This window comes from Alteromonas sp. 76-1 (assembly GCF_900654235.1).
GTDB classification, from domain to species: Bacteria; Pseudomonadota; Gammaproteobacteria; order Enterobacterales; family Alteromonadaceae; genus Alteromonas; species Alteromonas naphthalenivorans.
Genome location: NZ_LR136958.1, coordinates 2,135,810 through 2,152,468 on the forward strand (window position 1 = coordinate 2,135,810; position 16,659 = coordinate 2,152,468).

Below are 16,659 nucleotides of genomic sequence, written 5' to 3' on the forward strand. Positions count from 1 at the left end.
GATTATAGGGAAAGCAATTGAGTTAGCATTTCGTTCCAGCCTTCTGGGCCAGGTAACGTGCTGGTATAAACCTCGTCTTTTTTAACAGAAGGCGGAGGATTTACCGGAGATAAAATTCGTATAGCGATATGTGCTGCTTCAAGCATAGCAATATCGTTTTTTCCATCGCCAAGGGCAACGGTTTTAACATGACTATCATGTTGTCTTTGGTATTCGGCCGCTAGCCATTTAAGGGCTTGGCCTTTGTCGCAATTGCCAGATACATGGATAAATCGCCCGCCTTCTAGAGGATAGGCGCCACGTTCTTTAACTGCCGCAATAAATTTTTGTTTGTTTTCATCAGAACCAGTCCAAAGTACAGGTTCTCCAAATTGACGTTTAGCTGCTAGGGCAGCAGACGCTTCGTCTAAGCCTGTACTGCTTTGAATTTCTTCTAAACTCATTTGCGAAAACTGTTTAAACTCACCTTCAAAATCTGCTTTGATTTTATCGAGAAGTTTAATCCAGTAATTTTTATTGGATATAAACGATTTACACCAGTAACCATCTACCCATACGGTTCCGCTAGGTTTCTTTTTGAAAAAGCCATGTGGAATAAATATGGCCGCGCCGTTTTCAATGATAAATGGCCCAGTAAGGCCAATTTGCTCTCTTAAAGGCTGTAGCTCAGCGAAGGTTTTACTGGTGGTTGGAATAACCGGTATATCTCGTGACTCTAACGCTGTTAAAGCAGGTTTCGCCGCCTCAAAGGAGTAGGTATGGTGGTCTAACAGCGTGCCGTCCATATCGGTGAAAACTAGCGTTCTTGTCATTACTTTACTTCCTCGCCGGTTATAGTTCTTGTTTCATCTAGCGAATACACAGTGTCACACTTTGTAGGCAATGTTTTAAGTGCATGCTCGGTTAGTCGTTGGTAATTCTGAATAAACTGTGCAACTTGTTCATCGGACATTACCCCTGTAGAAGCGCCTTTGGTTGCTACAGCAAGTTTATGTTCTTGCTCTAACCGCCAGCGGTAAACACATTCAAACGAGGGGGCTTTTAACATAACCCGATAATCGATTTGATCAAACAAGCTTTGATAGTCGTTTGATAATTCAGTATTAACAAACGAACGCCAAATACCAAGTGGATCTTGGTTTTCTTCTAAACTATTTATGGGTTGCTTCATATCGGCAGCGCTTTGCGGTGTTACCCCAACACACCATCCCTCTAAAATAATGATATCTGGTGGCGCGGTCACTACAGGCCACTGATTAACAGGGAAGGGGTCGTCTATCGCTTTATTAAAACGGGGAAGGGCAACTTGGCCGCTGCCTTTAAGCTGCTTAAACGTATCAAGGGCAAGAGGCATATTGTGTGTACCGGGTACACCTCTGGTTGCAAGCAGCGGATGGACCTTTATCGATAGCGCATTTCGCTGCGATTTATCTAAATAAAAGTCATCAATAGAAAGGCAAACCACTTTTTTAGCGTAAATGCTGGTTAAATACGCGCTAATAAAATCAGTAAGCGTAGATTTTCCTGAGCCTTGGCAGCCGTTAATCCCGACCACCAATGGGGCTTTACTTGAATTTGTTGCACCCTCTTGGTGCTTAACTAACCGTTCGCATAATGGGATGAACCATTTTTGTGCAGTGTCCGCATACGTACTTGGTAGCTGATGTGTCTTTAAAAACCCATGTATGTCCATGTTGCAACCCTATTAAATGCAGAATACGTACATCATGGGGAATATAGGTTACAACATTTATGCCAACATCACGATTGCATTACATAGGGGTGAACTTATTTACGATTCGCGACAATCACGGCTCGTTGTGGTGCAGGATACCCCTCAATGGTGCGAGTAATATCTTCAGGGTCGAGAAAATCTTTCAATGACTGGCCTTCAATCCATTCAGTGGCCCGTTGTTCATCCAGTGTTGTGAAGTTCTTATCAACCACACGAATGTTTTCAAACCCAAGACGCTCTAGCCAAACCGTTAAGGCGTCTGTGCTAGGTAGAAACCACACATTGCGCATTTGAGCATAACGTTCTCCGGCCATTAATACGGTTTGCGCATCGCCATCTACCACTAAGGTTTCTAATATCAGCTCTCCACCTTTTCGCAGTTGATGCTTAAGTTGGGTGAGAAACTGAATAGGATCTTTTCGGTGATACAGTACGCCCATTGAAAAAACGGTATCAAACGCGTTCAATGGCTGCATTTCTTCAATACCTAGCGGTAAGAAGTGAATGCGATTATCGGGTATAAAGTGTTTGATAGCTTGAAACTGAATCAGAAACAGCTGGGTGGGGTCGATGCCTACCACGTGAGATGCATCACACCCAAGCATACGCCACATGTGATAACCGCTACCGCAACCTACATCTAGCACGGTTCTGTCTTTAAGTGGCGATATATGCGGGGCAACCCTGTCCCATTTCCAATCTGAACGCCATTCGGTATTAACGTGAATGTCGTGTATATGGAAAGGGCCTTTGCGCCACGGCATAAACTGTTGCAGCAACCCTAATATCTTCTTCTGGGTATATTGGTCTATATCATCCGCTGTACCAATTCGAACCTCATCAACAAGGGTGGTAGACGAAGGTGTGGTGGTTGGAATTTTTGCAAGTAGACGACACCACTTATCGAATTCACCGTGTTTCTGACTCTTTTGCCATTCATTCATTTGCGCAGGTAGGGTTTGTAGCCAATGCGATAAAGGCGTATCTAAAATAGATTTGTAGCAGTCGTTAAACCACGTTGATTCTGGTTTCGTCATATTCTTCTCGGTATTCTTAATTGTGAATCTTAGTGTTGATAATGTTTCACAGTATTATGATTCACAGTATTTTTTATGCTAATTCACGGATTGCTGGCTAGAAATGCATTTGGCGTAGCTGCTCACTTAACCGCGATGCCAACTACTTTATTGCAACCAGCGAGGTAAAGTTAAAGCACTTAAACCACATCACCACATCTTTAAAACCAACGGACTTTAATCGCGTTTCGTGTTCGCTGAAGGTATCGGTCAGCATAACTTTCTCGATGGCGGCGCGTTTTTGGCTTACTTCTAATTCACTGTAGCCATTGTCACGCTTAAATTGGTGATGCAGATCTATCAGTAGTTCGTTGCCAGCCACGGTCGGGTGTTTAATTTTCTCTGAAAGAATTAAAACACCACCTTCATTTAAACCATCGTAAATTTGTTTTAATAGCGCTTCTCTATCAGCAGGTGGGATGAATTGTAATGTGAAATTCATGACTACCATAGAGGCGTTTTCTATCTGGGTATCTTGGGCGTTTTGCTGAATGATGGAAATTGGGTTTGGCAGGTTGAAGGCTTGAACCATGCGTCGACAACGGTCAACCATGGCATCGGAACTATCTATACCAATTATTTCACAAGGCACATCTTGAGTAGCGCGAGCAACAGAAAAACTTGCAGCACCCAAGGAACAACCAAGGTCATACACCCTAGTATTGGGTTGTACCTTTGTTTTCGCTAATTCGCCAATGGTATGAACAATAGTTTCATAACCCGGCACCGAGCGTTGGATCATATCGGGAAAAACGTCAACTACTGACTCATCGAATGAAAAATCTGCTACCTTTTTAAGAGGGTTGGCATAAAGTCTGTCGTGTTTTTGCACAAAATGTACTCAGCTAGCGGGAATTTGGTCGGCAATTTTACCCTCACAAATTTAAATGCCAATGGAAAACAGTAAAAAAATCAAATAAAGCGGTGATTTTTAACGAATAGGGCTTTTAGAATTAAATCGAAAGTATTAACCTAGAGACATAAGAACTAAAGGAAGCAACAACGCTAATGACAAGAATTCTTGTAGCAGATGATCACCCATTGTTTCGTGAAGCACTCAGCGGAGCGTTAGGACCTTATTTTGAAAACGCGCAGATTCTTGAAGCTGGAAGCCTTGATGCTGCGCTGGCCGTTTTAAATGAATACGACGGCATCGAGTTGGTCTTACTCGACTTAAACATGCCAGGCGGTGAATATTTTAATGGCATTATTACCTTGCGTGAACAATATCCTAATATTCCTATCGGCGTAGTATCGGGTAGCGATACGGTAGAAGTGGTAGCACAGGTAATGAGCTTAGGCGCTCAAGGCTTTATCCCTAAGGTGTCAGCAACACGTGAAATGGCGCAAGCTATTGTGGACATCATTGCGGGTAAAAAATGGCTTCCTGAAGGTATGGAAGAAGAGCTTGAGAAAGTAGACGACGAATTGAAGTTGTTGCTTCAACGTTTCAGAGAGCTAACGCCTAAACAAATTCAAGTATTATCATTCCTACGTGCAGGCTTAATGAACAAGCAAATTGCCCACGAAATGAATGTAACTGAAGCAACGATTAAGGCGCACATCAGCGCAATTCTACGTAAGCTTGAAATCAATACGCGTACGCAAGCAGTATTGTTGATGGACAAGCTTCAGCTAAGCTAGTCGTACAAGCAAGCGTTACAAATTAAAAATAAAAAAAAGCCGGTGTTGTTATTAACACCGGCTTTTTTGTCTGCGCTGTATATACAGTAGTGGTATTTCACTACTGTGTTAGCGTAATAGCAAGGTGATGAAATCATTGCGTGTTGTAAATTTTGCCTGAGTAGGCGCAATCACGAGCAAAGATAACCAAAAAATAGCCGTCACTTTAGTGCATAAAAAAAGGCCGCCGAAGCGGCCCTTTTTAGGAAGGATTAAGCTAAGCAGCTTTGCCTCCTCGTTTCTTTATTTCGCTAGAAGAGTTCACTTTAGCCACTAATTCTTCGTGGTCGAAATCGTCCACGTTAATGGTTCTCAGTCTTCCTGCTTCTGTACGACGAAGTAGGTCAGCTTCTTCTTCATTAATGATGTCTTCACTAAGCGCTTCATCTGCTAACGCCGCTAAACGTGTGAAAGGCAGTTTCGCTTTCTTATGTTTGCAAATGCGTTCGAAGATTGGCTCGGCTGCTAACACGTCATCAAGGGTTTGTTCTAAGTCACCGAACAAGTTACCTTCTTCACGAGACAGGTACTGACCATAACCTAAACGGCTACGTGCGCTACAAGGGGTTTGTAGCATTTGTGCAATAGCATGCTCGGTTTTATCAGAAGGCTTACCAACGCGACGTCCAAACGGAATAACAAGGCCACGAAGTACAACACCAATGGCTTTGTTAGGGAAGTTCGCTAAGAAGTCGTCAATCGCTGTTTCAATGTCATGCAAGGTGTTTTGCATTGCCCAATGAAGTAGCGGTAAGTCTTCTTTTAAGCGACCATCTTCGTCAAAACGCTTCAAGGTAGTACTACCTAAGTACAAGCCGCTTAAAATGTCACCTAAGCGTGCAGATAAGCGCTCACGACGTTTTAAGTCGCCGCCTAACACACCCATAGAAACATCAGTAAGCAACGCTAGGTTTGCACTATAGCCTTGTAACAGCTTGTAGTAGTGAGCCGTTTCGTCAGTGAAAGGCGCACTGCTGAATACGCCACTTGTCAGTGAGAACCAAACACTGCGAACCGTATTTGAAATGGCAAAACCAATATGACCAAATACGGCTTTATCAAATGCACTAATGCTTTCTTTTTTGTCTTCAATTGACGCAGCTTGAATTTCTTTCAACACGAAAGGGTGACAGCGCATTGCGCCTTGACCGAAAATCATCATGTTACGAGTAAGGATGTTCGCGCCTTCAACCGTGATTGACACTGGAACACCTTGGTAACCACGGCCCAAATAGTTATTTGGCCCAAGCATTACGCCCTTACCGCCATGAACGTCCATTGAATCGTTAATCACTTGACGCATTTTTTCAGTAAGGTGGTATTTACAGATTGCCGATATAACAGACGGCTTCTCACCTAAATCAACACCTACTGTTGAAAAGCGTGTTACGCCATCCATCAAGTAAGCATTACCACCAATACGGGCTAGCATTTCTTCTACGCCTTCCATATGACCAACAGGCATACGGAACTGACGGCGAATACGTGCATACGCACCTGTAGCCAATGATACAGATTTAGCGCCACCAGCAGCAGAAGACGGTAGGGTAATACAACGGCCTACTGACAAACATTCAACCAGCATACGCCAGCCTCTACCAGCCATTGCTGGGCCACCGATGATGTAATCGATTGGAACGAATATGTCGTTACCGCGAATAGGGCCGTTTTGGAACGGGGTATTCAGCGGGAAGTGACGACGACCAATTTCTAGGCCTTTTGTGTCGCGAGGAATAAGTGCACAAGTAATACCTGGCTCTTTATTCTCACTTAACAAACCGTCTGGATCTTGAAGTTTAAACGCTAGACCAATAACTGTCGCCACTGGCGCAAGAGTAATATAACGCTTGTCGAAGGTTAGGCGCATACCTAGCACTTCTTCACCGTTCCATTCGCCTTTACATACCACACCAACATCAGGAATAGCGCCAGCATCAGAACCCGCTTCAGGGCCCGTTAATGCAAAACAAGGCACTTCTTGACCTGCCGCTAGGCGAGGTAAGTAATGATCTTGTTGTTCTTTTGTTCCATAGTGCTGAAGTAGCTCACCTGGGCCTAACGAGTTAGGAACACCAACCGTACTTGAAAGTACGGCGCTAACGCCAGCAAGCTTTTGAAGAACACGAGACTGTGCGAACGCTGAGAACGCCAGGCCGCCGTATTCTTTTTTAATGATCATGGCAAAGAACTTATGTTCTTTAAGGAATGCCCAAATTTCAGGAGATAAATCGGCATCTTTATGGTTAATTTGCCATTCATCTACCATTGAACACACTTCTTCAACCGGTCCGTCTAGGAACGCTTGTTCCTCAGCCGTTAAACGACCTTTAGGAATGCGGTGAAGTTTTTCCCAATCAGGCTTACCACTGAAAATATCACCGTCCCACCAAACTGTTCCTGCATCGATTGCTTCTTGCTCGGTGCTAGACATTTCTGGCATTACCTTTCGGTAAAACGATAATAATTTTTTAGTGATGTGTTGCTGACGAATATTAGAAAGGGTAAACGGCAGCGTAAGTGCTAGGAATACAATCCAACCAAGTAAACCAATATCACCAAATAGAGTCCCTAAAATCATGACCCCACCAGCGATACACACTGCTGTTACTAAGCTGGTACGTTGATAGCTGGCAACTGCCAAAGCTAACACTACCAGTAAAAACCAAATAAAATCTGCCATACTTCGCTCCTGAAAAGGCGTTAGATGTAACGCTAATCGTTCCACTCATTTTGGCTCATTACGCGTGATTGTGCGCAACTATCAAATTGAGGTCAGACCAGCATGGGTTAAACCTATTATTTAATGACCCAAAGATCAAGATTTTTACATGAATTTTGCATTAAAAGTAATGGTTATAGTGCAAGTTAGAACGCGGTATATATGGGTTGACCAGCTAACTTGTTGTCAACCACGCGGCATGATGAAGATTTAAAGAAAAGAGATAACAGGTGGGGCTCATCCATCGATGATGTCCCCACCTACAAATAGTGTAAGCAACGTTTACTGAGTAACGTAAGACTTCAATTTAATATCGCCTTGTTCTTCACCATCTTTAAATTGCTGCAAACGCACCAAGGTATAGTTTAATGATGGAGCAAACCACGCAAAGGTTTCACGGGTCTTAGAGTCGCGAATAAGCTTTACTTTCACCGTCTCGAATTCGCCATAGGGTAATGACAGACTTTCCTTGGCCACCACTTCTACACCGTAGGTACGTAACTCACCACGATAGTTAACAAAGTCGTACGAAAGGTTAGTTTCGCCAGAGGCTAATTGGTTTGCCAAGTCTACGCGGTATATTTGGTTGTCGAACTGACCGTTCCAAACAAATTCTTCGCCATTTTCAACCGCAATTTTGCCGCCATTGTCGGTATTGAAATTAACGGTAAGCTTTTTATCTGGCCCTGTGCCCGTGCGAGTATAATGATACTCAATGGGTAACACAGTACTGTCTTCTACTTTAAAAATAGAATGCTCGTAGCGTTTGTCAGATAAAAAGAATTTCGAGACTTTAGAAGAGTAGGTGAGGGAGTATTGTGTGTTGCTTAACGCTTCAAGCTTAATGCGAGCTTCGCCCACATCATCGCCCCACTTGTAAGCCGTATAAACTGCCTCGTAGGGTTGAAGTTTATTCTCTGTTGTATCGGCTGCGTGGGCGTTAGCGCCCACAAAAGCCAAAAGAAACGCTGCTACAAAGCTGCGTTTACTCGTTTGCATAACCCGATTCTGGGAGTTCTTGCTCATCTAGGATAGCCTTATTATTTACCATCTTAAGTCGCCCCGCACTGAACCAAGAAAGCACTAATGGGTAAATGCGACGCTCCTGTTCTTGAACACGATCTGCTAAGTCTACCGCAGTGTCATCTTCGAAAACCGGCACGCGACTTTGAATAATGACTGGGCCGCCATCTAACTCAGGTGTAACAAAGTGCACGCTAACGCCGTGTTCTTCGTCGCCATTGTCGATAGCTTGCTGATGCGTATTCAACCCTTTGTATTTAGGCAACAAAGATGGATGAATGTTCACTAATTTTCCAGAAAAAGTATTTACAAACTCAGGCGTTAAAATACGCATGAAGCCGGCAAGCACAATATAGTCTGGGTTTAATGATTCAATTTCAGCTTGCAATGCCTTGTCGTAGCTTTCCCGACTGTCATGCTGCATGTGGTCTAGGCTAATGGCGGTAATACCGGCTTCTTGCGCACGGGTTAAACCGTACGCATTAGGGCGGTTACTAATAACACCACATATTTCAGCATCAAGCTTTTCAGCGCTGATGTTATCAATAATGGCTTGTAAGTTACTGCCGTTACCTGAAATTAAAACGCAAAGTCTGGTTGATGGAGTGCTCACGCGTTTATCTCAACTTGCTGCTCACCGTCTTTGGCTTGAATGTCACCAATTAACCAGGCGTTTTCACCGTGTTCTTTCAAGGTTGCAATAGTGGTATCTACATCGGCTTCATCAATAACAATCACTAAGCCAACACCACAGTTGAACGTACGGTACATTTCGTGACGAGTAACGTTGCCGTTCTCTTGTAGCCAGCTAAACACTGAAGGCCACTGCCAGCTCTTTTCGTCAATGACCACTTTTGCATCATCAGGTAATACGCGCGGGATGTTTTCCCAAAAGCCGCCGCCAGTAATGTGTGAAATAGCGCTGACTTCTACTTTCTCAAGCAATGCCAATACAGATTTCACATAAATACGGGTAGGTTCAAGTAAATGCTCGATAAGCGGCTTGCCGTCTAAATCTTGATTTACGTCGGCATTGCTCACTTCCAAAATCTTACGAACCAGTGAGTAACCGTTAGAGTGAGGACCTGATGATCCCAATGCGATAAGTTTCTGGCCAGGCTTCACTTTAGTGCCGTCAATAACCTTTTCGGCTTCAACTACGCCTACGCAGAAACCTGCAATGTCGTAATCGCCGCCATGGTACATTCCCGGCATTTCTGCGGTTTCACCACCAATTAGGGCACAACCCGCTTGCTCACAACCATTACCAATACCGGTTACTACCGATGCAGCAACATCAACATCTAGTTTGCCAGTAGCGTAATAATCTAAGAAAAACAGCGGCTCTGCGCCTTGTACAATAAGGTCGTTAACACACATGGCAACTAAGTCGATACCCACACCATCGTGACGGTTTGCATCCATAGCAACACGAAGCTTAGTGCCTACACCATCGGTTCCAGAAACCAGCAACGGGTTCTTATATTTTGTTGGAAGCGAACATAATGCGCCAAACCCACCAAGGTTTCCTTTTACTTCCGGACGGTGAGTCCTTTTAGTAACGGATTTAATACGGTCGACAAGTTGGTTTCCCGCATCAATATCGACACCAGCATCTTTATAACTAAGAGAGGTTTTATTTTCGCTCACGTTTGCGCCCTAGAACTAAGAGTAAGAGGTAGAAAAACGCGGATTCTACCAGTAAGTCACCACAAGTCCAATTGACTAGGGCGGATAAGGGTCAGATCATGTGAAAAAAGTGTAATTTGAGTATGAATTCCCTTTTTTGGTGGCTTCAAACTTCGTTTTTTATATTTATAGATGAAATAAACATAAATATGACAGAGAATAGCGGGCAACGATCTTTTGGCGTTGTAGTGGAGTAGTGAAGAAATTGATTTCTTATCGGAACAGGAAAATTAGGCGTATGTTTCAGCAACAATTAATTCGCGGTGTAGGGGTGGCAATAGCGGTGTGCACGATGAGTGCCCATGCTACGCAGCACGTGGTGGTTAATGAAGCACAGATACCTGTTAGTGATCAGAGTCAAAAAACACAAGCCAATGCAGTAAAAAAAGCCCTAACTGAGGTAATGGTGAAGGTATCGGGAAATACCGAGGTGTTGCAGAACCCTGGTGTAAGGGCTGCACTTAGAACGCCTGAGGCGTACCTTCGCTCGTACCGTTTTTCTTATTCGGGCAACGACACCTTTTATGTTGCTGAGTTTGATAAAACGAAACTGACCGATTTAATGAAACGTGAAGGCCTGCCTTTATGGGGCGAGCGTAGACCAGAAACTATTGTGTGGTTAGCCACAGAAACTGACGACAACGAACGCATCATTTTAGATGAAAGTACACCAACACCCGTAGGGGAAATGTTGGTTAACACCGCGAAAACCCGTGGTGTGCCGGTAAGTTTACCGTTAATGGATTTAACCGACTCAGCCAGTATTTCCATTTACGATGTGTGGGGTAGGTTTGTTCAGTCTTTAACAGCATCATCACAGCGTTATGGTGTTGATAATATTATTGGCGCTCGTTTGTATAAAAATACCGCGGGTGAAATGCCGTCTATTCCTGAAGGCTTACCTGCTTCATCCGGCGCTTTTCAAGATACTAATTCCCCAGACAATACCTACACTGATAATCAAAGCCAAAACGCTATTGCAGGTACAGCGCAGCCATTAAGTGGTCAACTCGATTTAAGTGACGTTGACAACATGGTTGATGGCACGAACCTGCAGGTAAACGACGAGCAACAAGCTAGCCTTGCAGGTGATGAAGTGACCGCCACGGCGGCTTTGGTGAATGAAGCGCAAGAAATGCCGCCTTTCACGATGGATGAATTCACTCAACACGCCCAAAAAGCACAAGAAGGTGAATATGCGCTTGATTGGGTGTTTGTGGGTAATGGCAAGGTAAGCTACGGGTCTATTTTTGCCGACGAACCTACCTCACTTACTCAGCAGTTGGTTGATGCCTATGCTAACTACTTATCTTCACAATACGCGGTGATCCCACGTGCGGTAGATGCAGAAAGAGTGCAAATATCTGTGTCGGTTGCCAATATAGACTCATTAAAAAAATACGCTAACGCTAATGCGTATTTGAAGAGCTTAAGCGTGATAGAAGAAGCGATGTTAACTGGGCAAACTGGTTCAGTAGCCACCTACAATTTAACTTTGCTTGGCACCCCGGAAGATTTACTCAATACCGTAAGGCTTGAATCTAAACTTCGGCCTGTAACGGATTCTTTCGGTCAAGTGGTAGAAGGATATACCTTTTACTGGAATGAATGACCCTTTTGCTATGCAGCTAACTCTCCCTGTAACGCTACCCACAGATGAAACCTTTGACAGTTTTGTTGATACGGGAAACCAAGAAGTGGTGGCGTTGCTTAAGGGTATTCCAAGTGCTATGCCTGCCTGGCAGGATGCGCCGTCTTTAGCGTCGCTTTCTGCATTACACTTGCCATTAGTGACATTGCTAGGTGGGCAAGGATTGGGTAAAAGTCATTTACTGTATGCATTGTGTCATCAACTGGCGCAGCAGAACGTAAACCACCTTTATTTAAATTTGAACCATCATGCCCAGTGGTCTTTCGATATTTTTGATGGGTTAGAAAACCTCTCGGTTATCTGTTTAGATAATATACATGCCATTGCGGGTCATGCACGATGGGAAGAAGCCTTATTCGACCTTTTCAATCGGGTGATAGAAAACCCTCACGCACTTATTGTGGGTAGCAGTCAGCATGGGCCTTCACACCCCGCATTTCAATTGCCAGATTTAAGTTCTAGGCTTGCGTGGGGCGTAATTTATCATTTAACGGCGCTGAATGATGAATCGCGTAAGGAAGTGGTTCGATTGCGGGCTAATCAACGGGGATTGCGGTTGTCAGAACAGGCATTGCAGTTTTTGTTGCATCACAGCGACCGAGATTTGCGAAGCTTATTAAACTTATTAGCCAGGCTTGATACCCGCTCATTGCAAGAACAAAAAAAGCTCTCTGTCGCTATGGTTAAGCGAGAACTCGGGCTTTAATAAGCACTGCTTTTTTCTGCCGCTCTCGCTCTGCCGTAACATCAAAGCCTATGGCTTGGGTTTGAGAGGCAAGAGGAGCGATACTGCCTGCTTCTGTGCTTGCACCACTCACCGCATTAACGGTCCAATTTACGCTGGTGATTGATGTGCCCGATGGGGCAATAACGGCAAAATCAGCAGAGTCGCCAGCAATGAGTTCGCTGGCGCCCTGAATGGTTAAACTGGGTGGCGAAGATGGGGTGGGTGTTGTGACACTACTATCTCCTCCTGAACCGCCGCATCCATATAATGCCAACAGTGAAATCGGTAGTAGCCACTTCATCATTATTCCCCTTGTTCGAAATGCGCCTTTTCTTCTTGCATAACTTGTTTAAGTTTTTTCAATCCAAGGCCAAGTTCACGTCCACGTTTACGCGCAAACGCACTGCAACCAACGAACATTCCCACACATAGTAGAATTTCAATTGCTGCATACCAGCGCTCTTCAGGTACAGCGTAAGCCACCGTACAGCCGTGCATTAAATAAAACAGTACCACGAAATTTGCCCAAGCGTGAGTATAGGGCTTACCTTGTATAACGCCTTTGTAAGGTAAAAGTAACGGCACTAAATAAACTAGCGTAATAAATATTGGTGAGTACGTTAGCGTTTTATTAAGAAAAAACTGCCACGCAATAATCCACACAATTAATAAGGTATGACAACCCAGTGCCAAATAACGATAAAAACGCGTGTTAGGCGCCATGTGTTGTCTCCTGGTTATTTGCATGCCACAAAGCACTGGCTAAGTTTGCCAGACGTTTACCTTGAGCAATACATAAAGATTTTTCATCTTCGGTAAGTGTGACCGCATTATCTAGGGCCACATGGCTCACACCGTAAGGGCTACCACCACTTCGCGTGTGATGCAGTGCAGGCTCGCTGTAGGGCAGGCCGCACATCACCATGCCATGGTGAAATAGTGGAAGCATCATAGACAGCAGCGTTGATTCTTGACCGCCATGCATAGAAGAACTTGATGTAAATACACACGCAGGCTTATTAATTAACGAGCCTTTTAACCATTGGCTACTGGTGCTGTCTAAAAAGTGCTTCACTGGTGCAGCCATGTTACCAAATCGCGTAGGGCTTCCTAGGGCAAGCGCGCTGCACTGCTCGAGTTCTTGTAAGGTCACCGTAGGGGCTGCGTTAGGGTTTGCCTCTTTTAAACTGGCGTCTGCATTTTCTTCGCCTGAGCTCTGATCACTTGAACTATTCGAGTTAATGTTTAGGCTTGCCACGCTGCGCACTATTACTTCAGGTCGCACAAATGATGCAGCGGTAGCAGGTGATGCAGAGAAAGCTTTTGCTTCCATGCTTGATAGTTCAGCCATTGCACCTTGTGCTATAGCATCGGCTAACTTTTTGGTACTGCCATGGCGGCTGTAATAAAGAATTAAAATAGGGCCCATTATACGATTTCCAGTACGGCCTCTGGCGGTCTTCCAATACGGGCTGCATTGTTGTTAATCACCACAGGGCGCTCAATTAACTTAGGGTGTTCTACCATAGCGGCGAAAAGCTGCTCATCGGTAATATCTGCACCACCTAATGCATTCGCTTTATAGGCTTCTTCTTTTGTACGCATCATGTCTCGCACATTTTCTATGTTAAGTTGCCCAAACAAGGTTTTAAGTTCATCGATACTCAGCGGCGTTTTTAAATATTCTACTACGGTAGGCGAGATACCTTTTTCTTCAAGTAGTGCTAAGGTTTGGCGGCTTTTAGAGCAGCGCGGGTTATGTAAAATAGTAACCGAAGACATAATGTCGCCTCATCGTTAAATCATTGCCAAATTTTGGCGCTGACTATTGCTTGTTTGAAGGTATTTTTCAAGGTGCTAAGGCCTTATTAGTGACAAAAGCGCAATAATATTGGTGTGTAGGCCCCATAAATGAAAGGTGATGCTAAGCAATTAACCCTGCTTGTGCAAACTACGCGTTTAATCTGGCGTAAATACCAAGGTAATCTCAATCTCAAACACATGAAAATACTTGCTATTAAATACACAGCAAGGCATGTTTGCACACCGTTGTTATCTATATTGTTGTTTATATTTTTATAAATAATAACGCTGCTCTTATGGCAAAGAAGTATGGCAAAGAAATACGGCAAAGAGTAAGGCAAAGAATTACGGTAAAGAAGTAAGGCAAAGAATTACGGTAAAGAAGTACGGCAAAAAAGGTGCGCTAAAAATGACGAACGCTGTGAAGCAAGGGCTGTTGATTGTATTGGTGATGTTACTTTCAGCAACCGCTGGAGTATGGTTTTACTATTACCATCAAACCGACTTTGAAACCCTTCAGGGCGAAACATATCAATGGCGTGATTTAGAAGGTAATTGGGTGATCATTAATTACTTTGCCCCCTGGTGTGCGCCGTGTTTAAGAGAAATGCCTGAGTTACATCATTTAAGCGAAAACCTACCGCCAAACACTTTATTATTCGCCATTAATTACGACGTGCTACGGGAAGATGATTTACAGGCCATGGCAAACAAGTTTGATATTACGCTGAATTTGATTGTGGCTAATGAAGAAACCCAGCTTCCCATTACTAAGCCGCCGTATTTACCGGCGACTTACATAGTGGGCCCGAAAGGGCAGGTTCAAGCCGAAATTTTAGGTGAGGTAACCGCTGATATCTTAAAAGACAAAATTGCAGCGTTGCAGGCTCGGGCACTATAAACGCTGTAACCGCTCTTCTTGATCTCTAAATTGCTTTATTCTTGCCCTAATGCGCTGCTTTTGAAGATGATCGTCATCTTTCGCAAAGTTATAAGCGTACTGTAATTCATCTACGGCGCGGGTGTAGGCGCCATACAGGGCGTACACTTCTGCCTTACTTTGATGCATTTGCGAAAAGCGCTTCGCTTTTTGATACGCTTCTGACATCAACTGGTGCGCAATTTGGTATTCGTCGTTCACCAATAAAAAGTCTTTCAATAAGCTAATGGCATCATCATAACGACTGGCACTTATCATGGCATTCGCTTGGTTCAGTGCCAGTACTTGATTGCGTGGGCTGTTCTCTACAAACGGTGACAGCATTTCCACTGCCTTCAAAGGCTCGCCTTTAGCAATGTAGATATCTGTTGCGGCATCTAGGTAAAACAGGTTGCCGCTATCTTTGGTTAACAACTCACCCATAATGATTTCTTGGGCTTTGTCGTACTCTTCCGTTCGCATATACGCCAATGCTAAGGCGTAAAGCGAAGCTTCTCTTACGCGATAAGCCTTTTTATCTACCTGTGCGGTGAAATATTCTACCGCGTAATCAGGTTCGAATGAGTACCTGGCCATGATTCTTGCTTTAGCAAGTTCAAACTGTTTGCTTACCGGAACAAAGCGAGAAGGGTAGTCGTCTGCACGCGAACGGGCATCGGCAATACGAGATTCAGTTAATGGGTGAGTTAACAAACGCGCTGGCGGGCGAGAAACGTTTCGATACTCTTCAGCCATAATTGAAAAGAAGTCGGCAGCGCCATTGGCGTCAAAACCTGCTCGAGACAGCATGGCAATACCAATGCGGTCGGCTTCTTGTTCATTAGAGCGGGTGTAGTCAATTTGCATTTGCACAGAAGCCGCTTGGCCAGCTTGCATTGCCGCCATACCCGCCTGAGGGTTTGCCATGGCAATTAATACGCCACCAATAAGTGAAGCAATCGCTAAGGGCGACGAACGTTGTTGCGCTTGCATGCTGCGAGCGATATGCCGTTGTGTAACGTGAGAAATTTCATGAGCCAGCACCGAGGCCAATTCACTTTCAGTATTTGCCCGTCGCATAAGGCCCGTGTGAACACCTATATGCCCACCAAAGAAAGCGAAAGCGTTAATCGCATCGTTATCTACCCAGAAAAAACGGAAGGGAAATTTAGCATTTTCGGCATGAATAACTAAGCGGTTACCTAAATCTTGTAAGTATTCGTCTAAAACTGGATCGGCTATTAGCGGGCTTTGCCCGCGCATTTGACGCATAACGGCATCGCCAACAATCATTTCTTTGTCTAAAGAAATAGCGTCAGACGCCACTACGCCAATTTCAGGCAGCGCATTTTTATTCGTGTAACTCACGCTTTGCGCAATACTCGACAAGCTTGCTGTAATAAGGAAAGACAGCACCAAGAGTTTTTGAGATAACCTTTTCTTCATGTACCTGTGATTTACTGAACAATACTGGAATACGTATTAGAGCACCAAAGTACCGTTTCAGTTTCAATTATTTATTATGAATTTTATCATTCTGCCTAGATAAGTAGGTTTATGCCAGTTTTAGTGCAATTTACCCTTATCAATTACTTTGGCATTTGACCTGAATATTGCTTGTTAAATCGTCTTAC

17 protein-coding genes are annotated in these 16,659 nt (G+C 44.1%); 4 read left to right on the forward strand and 13 right to left on the reverse strand.

The window, feature by feature from the left end; genetic code table 11:
• Positions 1-2 precede the first annotated feature (2 nt).
• From ALT761_RS09005 to cmoA, 4 genes are all read right to left on the reverse strand, one after another.
• Positions 3-812: an HAD-IIB family hydrolase gene (locus tag ALT761_RS09005; protein WP_129738130.1), complete on the reverse strand. Its 810-nt coding sequence runs from the start codon at positions 810-812 to the stop codon at positions 3-5.
• A complete protein-coding gene (locus ALT761_RS09010) occupies positions 812-1,693 on the reverse strand; it encodes a kinase (protein WP_129738132.1) in 882 nt (293 codons plus the stop codon). The genes ALT761_RS09005 and ALT761_RS09010 overlap by 1 nt, the downstream gene beginning before the upstream one ends.
• 95 nt (positions 1,694-1,788) lie before the next feature.
• Positions 1,789-2,772, reverse strand: coding sequence for a tRNA 5-methoxyuridine(34)/uridine 5-oxyacetic acid(34) synthase CmoB (gene cmoB, locus ALT761_RS09015; protein ID WP_129738134.1), 984 nt, complete (start codon positions 2,770-2,772; stop codon positions 1,789-1,791).
• Positions 2,773-2,914: 142 nt separating this feature from the next.
• The gene (gene cmoA / locus ALT761_RS09020) at positions 2,915-3,643 is read right to left on the reverse strand and encodes a carboxy-S-adenosyl-L-methionine synthase CmoA (RefSeq protein ID WP_013784251.1); all 729 of its coding nucleotides are present in this window, start codon (positions 3,641-3,643) and stop codon (positions 2,915-2,917) included.
• 176 nt (positions 3,644-3,819) lie between these two features.
• Here cmoA and ALT761_RS09025 point away from each other — a divergent pair, with 176 nt between their 5' ends.
• Positions 3,820-4,455 carry a response regulator transcription factor gene (locus ALT761_RS09025; protein ID WP_129738136.1) on the forward strand — a complete coding sequence of 212 codons (636 nt, stop codon included), beginning with the start codon at positions 3,820-3,822 and terminating at the stop codon, positions 4,453-4,455.
• Between the two features lie 256 nt (positions 4,456-4,711).
• On the opposite strand, the gene fadE is transcribed toward ALT761_RS09025, so the two are convergent.
• The 4 genes from fadE to purM all read right to left on the reverse strand — a co-directional run bounded on the left by fadE (position 4,712) and on the right by purM (position 9,886).
• On the reverse strand, positions 4,712-7,174 hold the full coding sequence (fadE, locus tag ALT761_RS09030; RefSeq protein ID WP_129738138.1) for an acyl-CoA dehydrogenase FadE: 2,463 nt from the start codon (positions 7,172-7,174) through the stop codon (positions 4,712-4,714).
• A 321-nt stretch (positions 7,175-7,495) separates the two neighbouring features.
• Positions 7,496-8,239, reverse strand: coding sequence for a DUF3108 domain-containing protein (locus ALT761_RS09035; RefSeq protein WP_129738140.1), 744 nt, complete (start codon positions 8,237-8,239; stop codon positions 7,496-7,498).
• Positions 8,199-8,849 (reverse strand): phosphoribosylglycinamide formyltransferase, encoded by a 651-nt coding sequence (gene purN, locus ALT761_RS09040; protein WP_126873520.1) that lies wholly within the window; start codon positions 8,847-8,849, stop codon positions 8,199-8,201. The genes ALT761_RS09035 and purN overlap by 41 nt, the downstream gene beginning before the upstream one ends.
• A complete protein-coding gene (purM, locus tag ALT761_RS09045) occupies positions 8,846-9,886 on the reverse strand; it encodes a phosphoribosylformylglycinamidine cyclo-ligase (RefSeq protein WP_129738142.1) in 1,041 nt (346 codons plus the stop codon). The genes purN and purM overlap by 4 nt, the downstream gene beginning before the upstream one ends.
• A gap of 277 nt (positions 9,887-10,163) precedes the next feature.
• Here purM and ALT761_RS09050 point away from each other — a divergent pair, with 277 nt between their 5' ends.
• Positions 10,164-11,537, forward strand: coding sequence for a DUF2066 domain-containing protein (locus ALT761_RS09050; RefSeq protein WP_129738144.1), 1,374 nt, complete (start codon positions 10,164-10,166; stop codon positions 11,535-11,537).
• Positions 11,538-11,547: 10 nt separating this feature from the next.
• Positions 11,548-12,282, forward strand: coding sequence for a DnaA regulatory inactivator Hda (hda, locus tag ALT761_RS09055; RefSeq protein WP_129738146.1), 735 nt, complete (start codon positions 11,548-11,550; stop codon positions 12,280-12,282).
• Here the strand turns inward: hda and ALT761_RS09060 are convergent.
• Genes ALT761_RS09060 through arsC form a run of 4 tightly spaced genes read right to left on the reverse strand, consistent with a single transcriptional unit; the run spans position 12,260 to position 14,085 of the window.
• Positions 12,260-12,607: a hypothetical protein gene (locus ALT761_RS09060; protein ID WP_197724992.1), complete on the reverse strand. Its 348-nt coding sequence runs from the start codon at positions 12,605-12,607 to the stop codon at positions 12,260-12,262. The two genes, hda and ALT761_RS09060, sit on opposite strands and share 23 nt — an antisense overlap.
• Positions 12,607-13,026, reverse strand: a complete 420-nt coding sequence (locus ALT761_RS09065) for a DUF2069 domain-containing protein (protein ID WP_013784241.1) — start codon at positions 13,024-13,026, stop codon at positions 12,607-12,609. Before ALT761_RS09065 ends, ALT761_RS09060 begins: the two co-directional genes overlap by 1 nt.
• Positions 13,016-13,732 carry an NAD(P)H-dependent oxidoreductase gene (locus ALT761_RS09070; RefSeq protein ID WP_129738148.1) on the reverse strand — a complete coding sequence of 239 codons (717 nt, stop codon included), beginning with the start codon at positions 13,730-13,732 and terminating at the stop codon, positions 13,016-13,018. Before ALT761_RS09070 ends, ALT761_RS09065 begins: the two co-directional genes overlap by 11 nt.
• A complete protein-coding gene (gene arsC, locus ALT761_RS09075; RefSeq protein WP_129738150.1) occupies positions 13,732-14,085 on the reverse strand; it encodes an arsenate reductase (glutaredoxin) in 354 nt (117 codons plus the stop codon). Before arsC ends, ALT761_RS09070 begins: the two co-directional genes overlap by 1 nt.
• Before the next feature lie 430 nt (positions 14,086-14,515).
• Here arsC and ALT761_RS09080 point away from each other — a divergent pair, with 430 nt between their 5' ends.
• On the forward strand, positions 14,516-15,007 hold the full coding sequence (locus tag ALT761_RS09080; protein WP_129738152.1) for a TlpA family protein disulfide reductase: 492 nt from the start codon (positions 14,516-14,518) through the stop codon (positions 15,005-15,007).
• Here ALT761_RS09080 and ALT761_RS09085 read toward each other — a convergent pair.
• Positions 15,002-16,471: a M48 family metalloprotease gene (locus ALT761_RS09085; RefSeq protein WP_013784236.1), complete on the reverse strand. Its 1,470-nt coding sequence runs from the start codon at positions 16,469-16,471 to the stop codon at positions 15,002-15,004. The two genes, ALT761_RS09080 and ALT761_RS09085, sit on opposite strands and share 6 nt — an antisense overlap.
• Positions 16,472-16,659 lie beyond the last annotated feature (188 nt).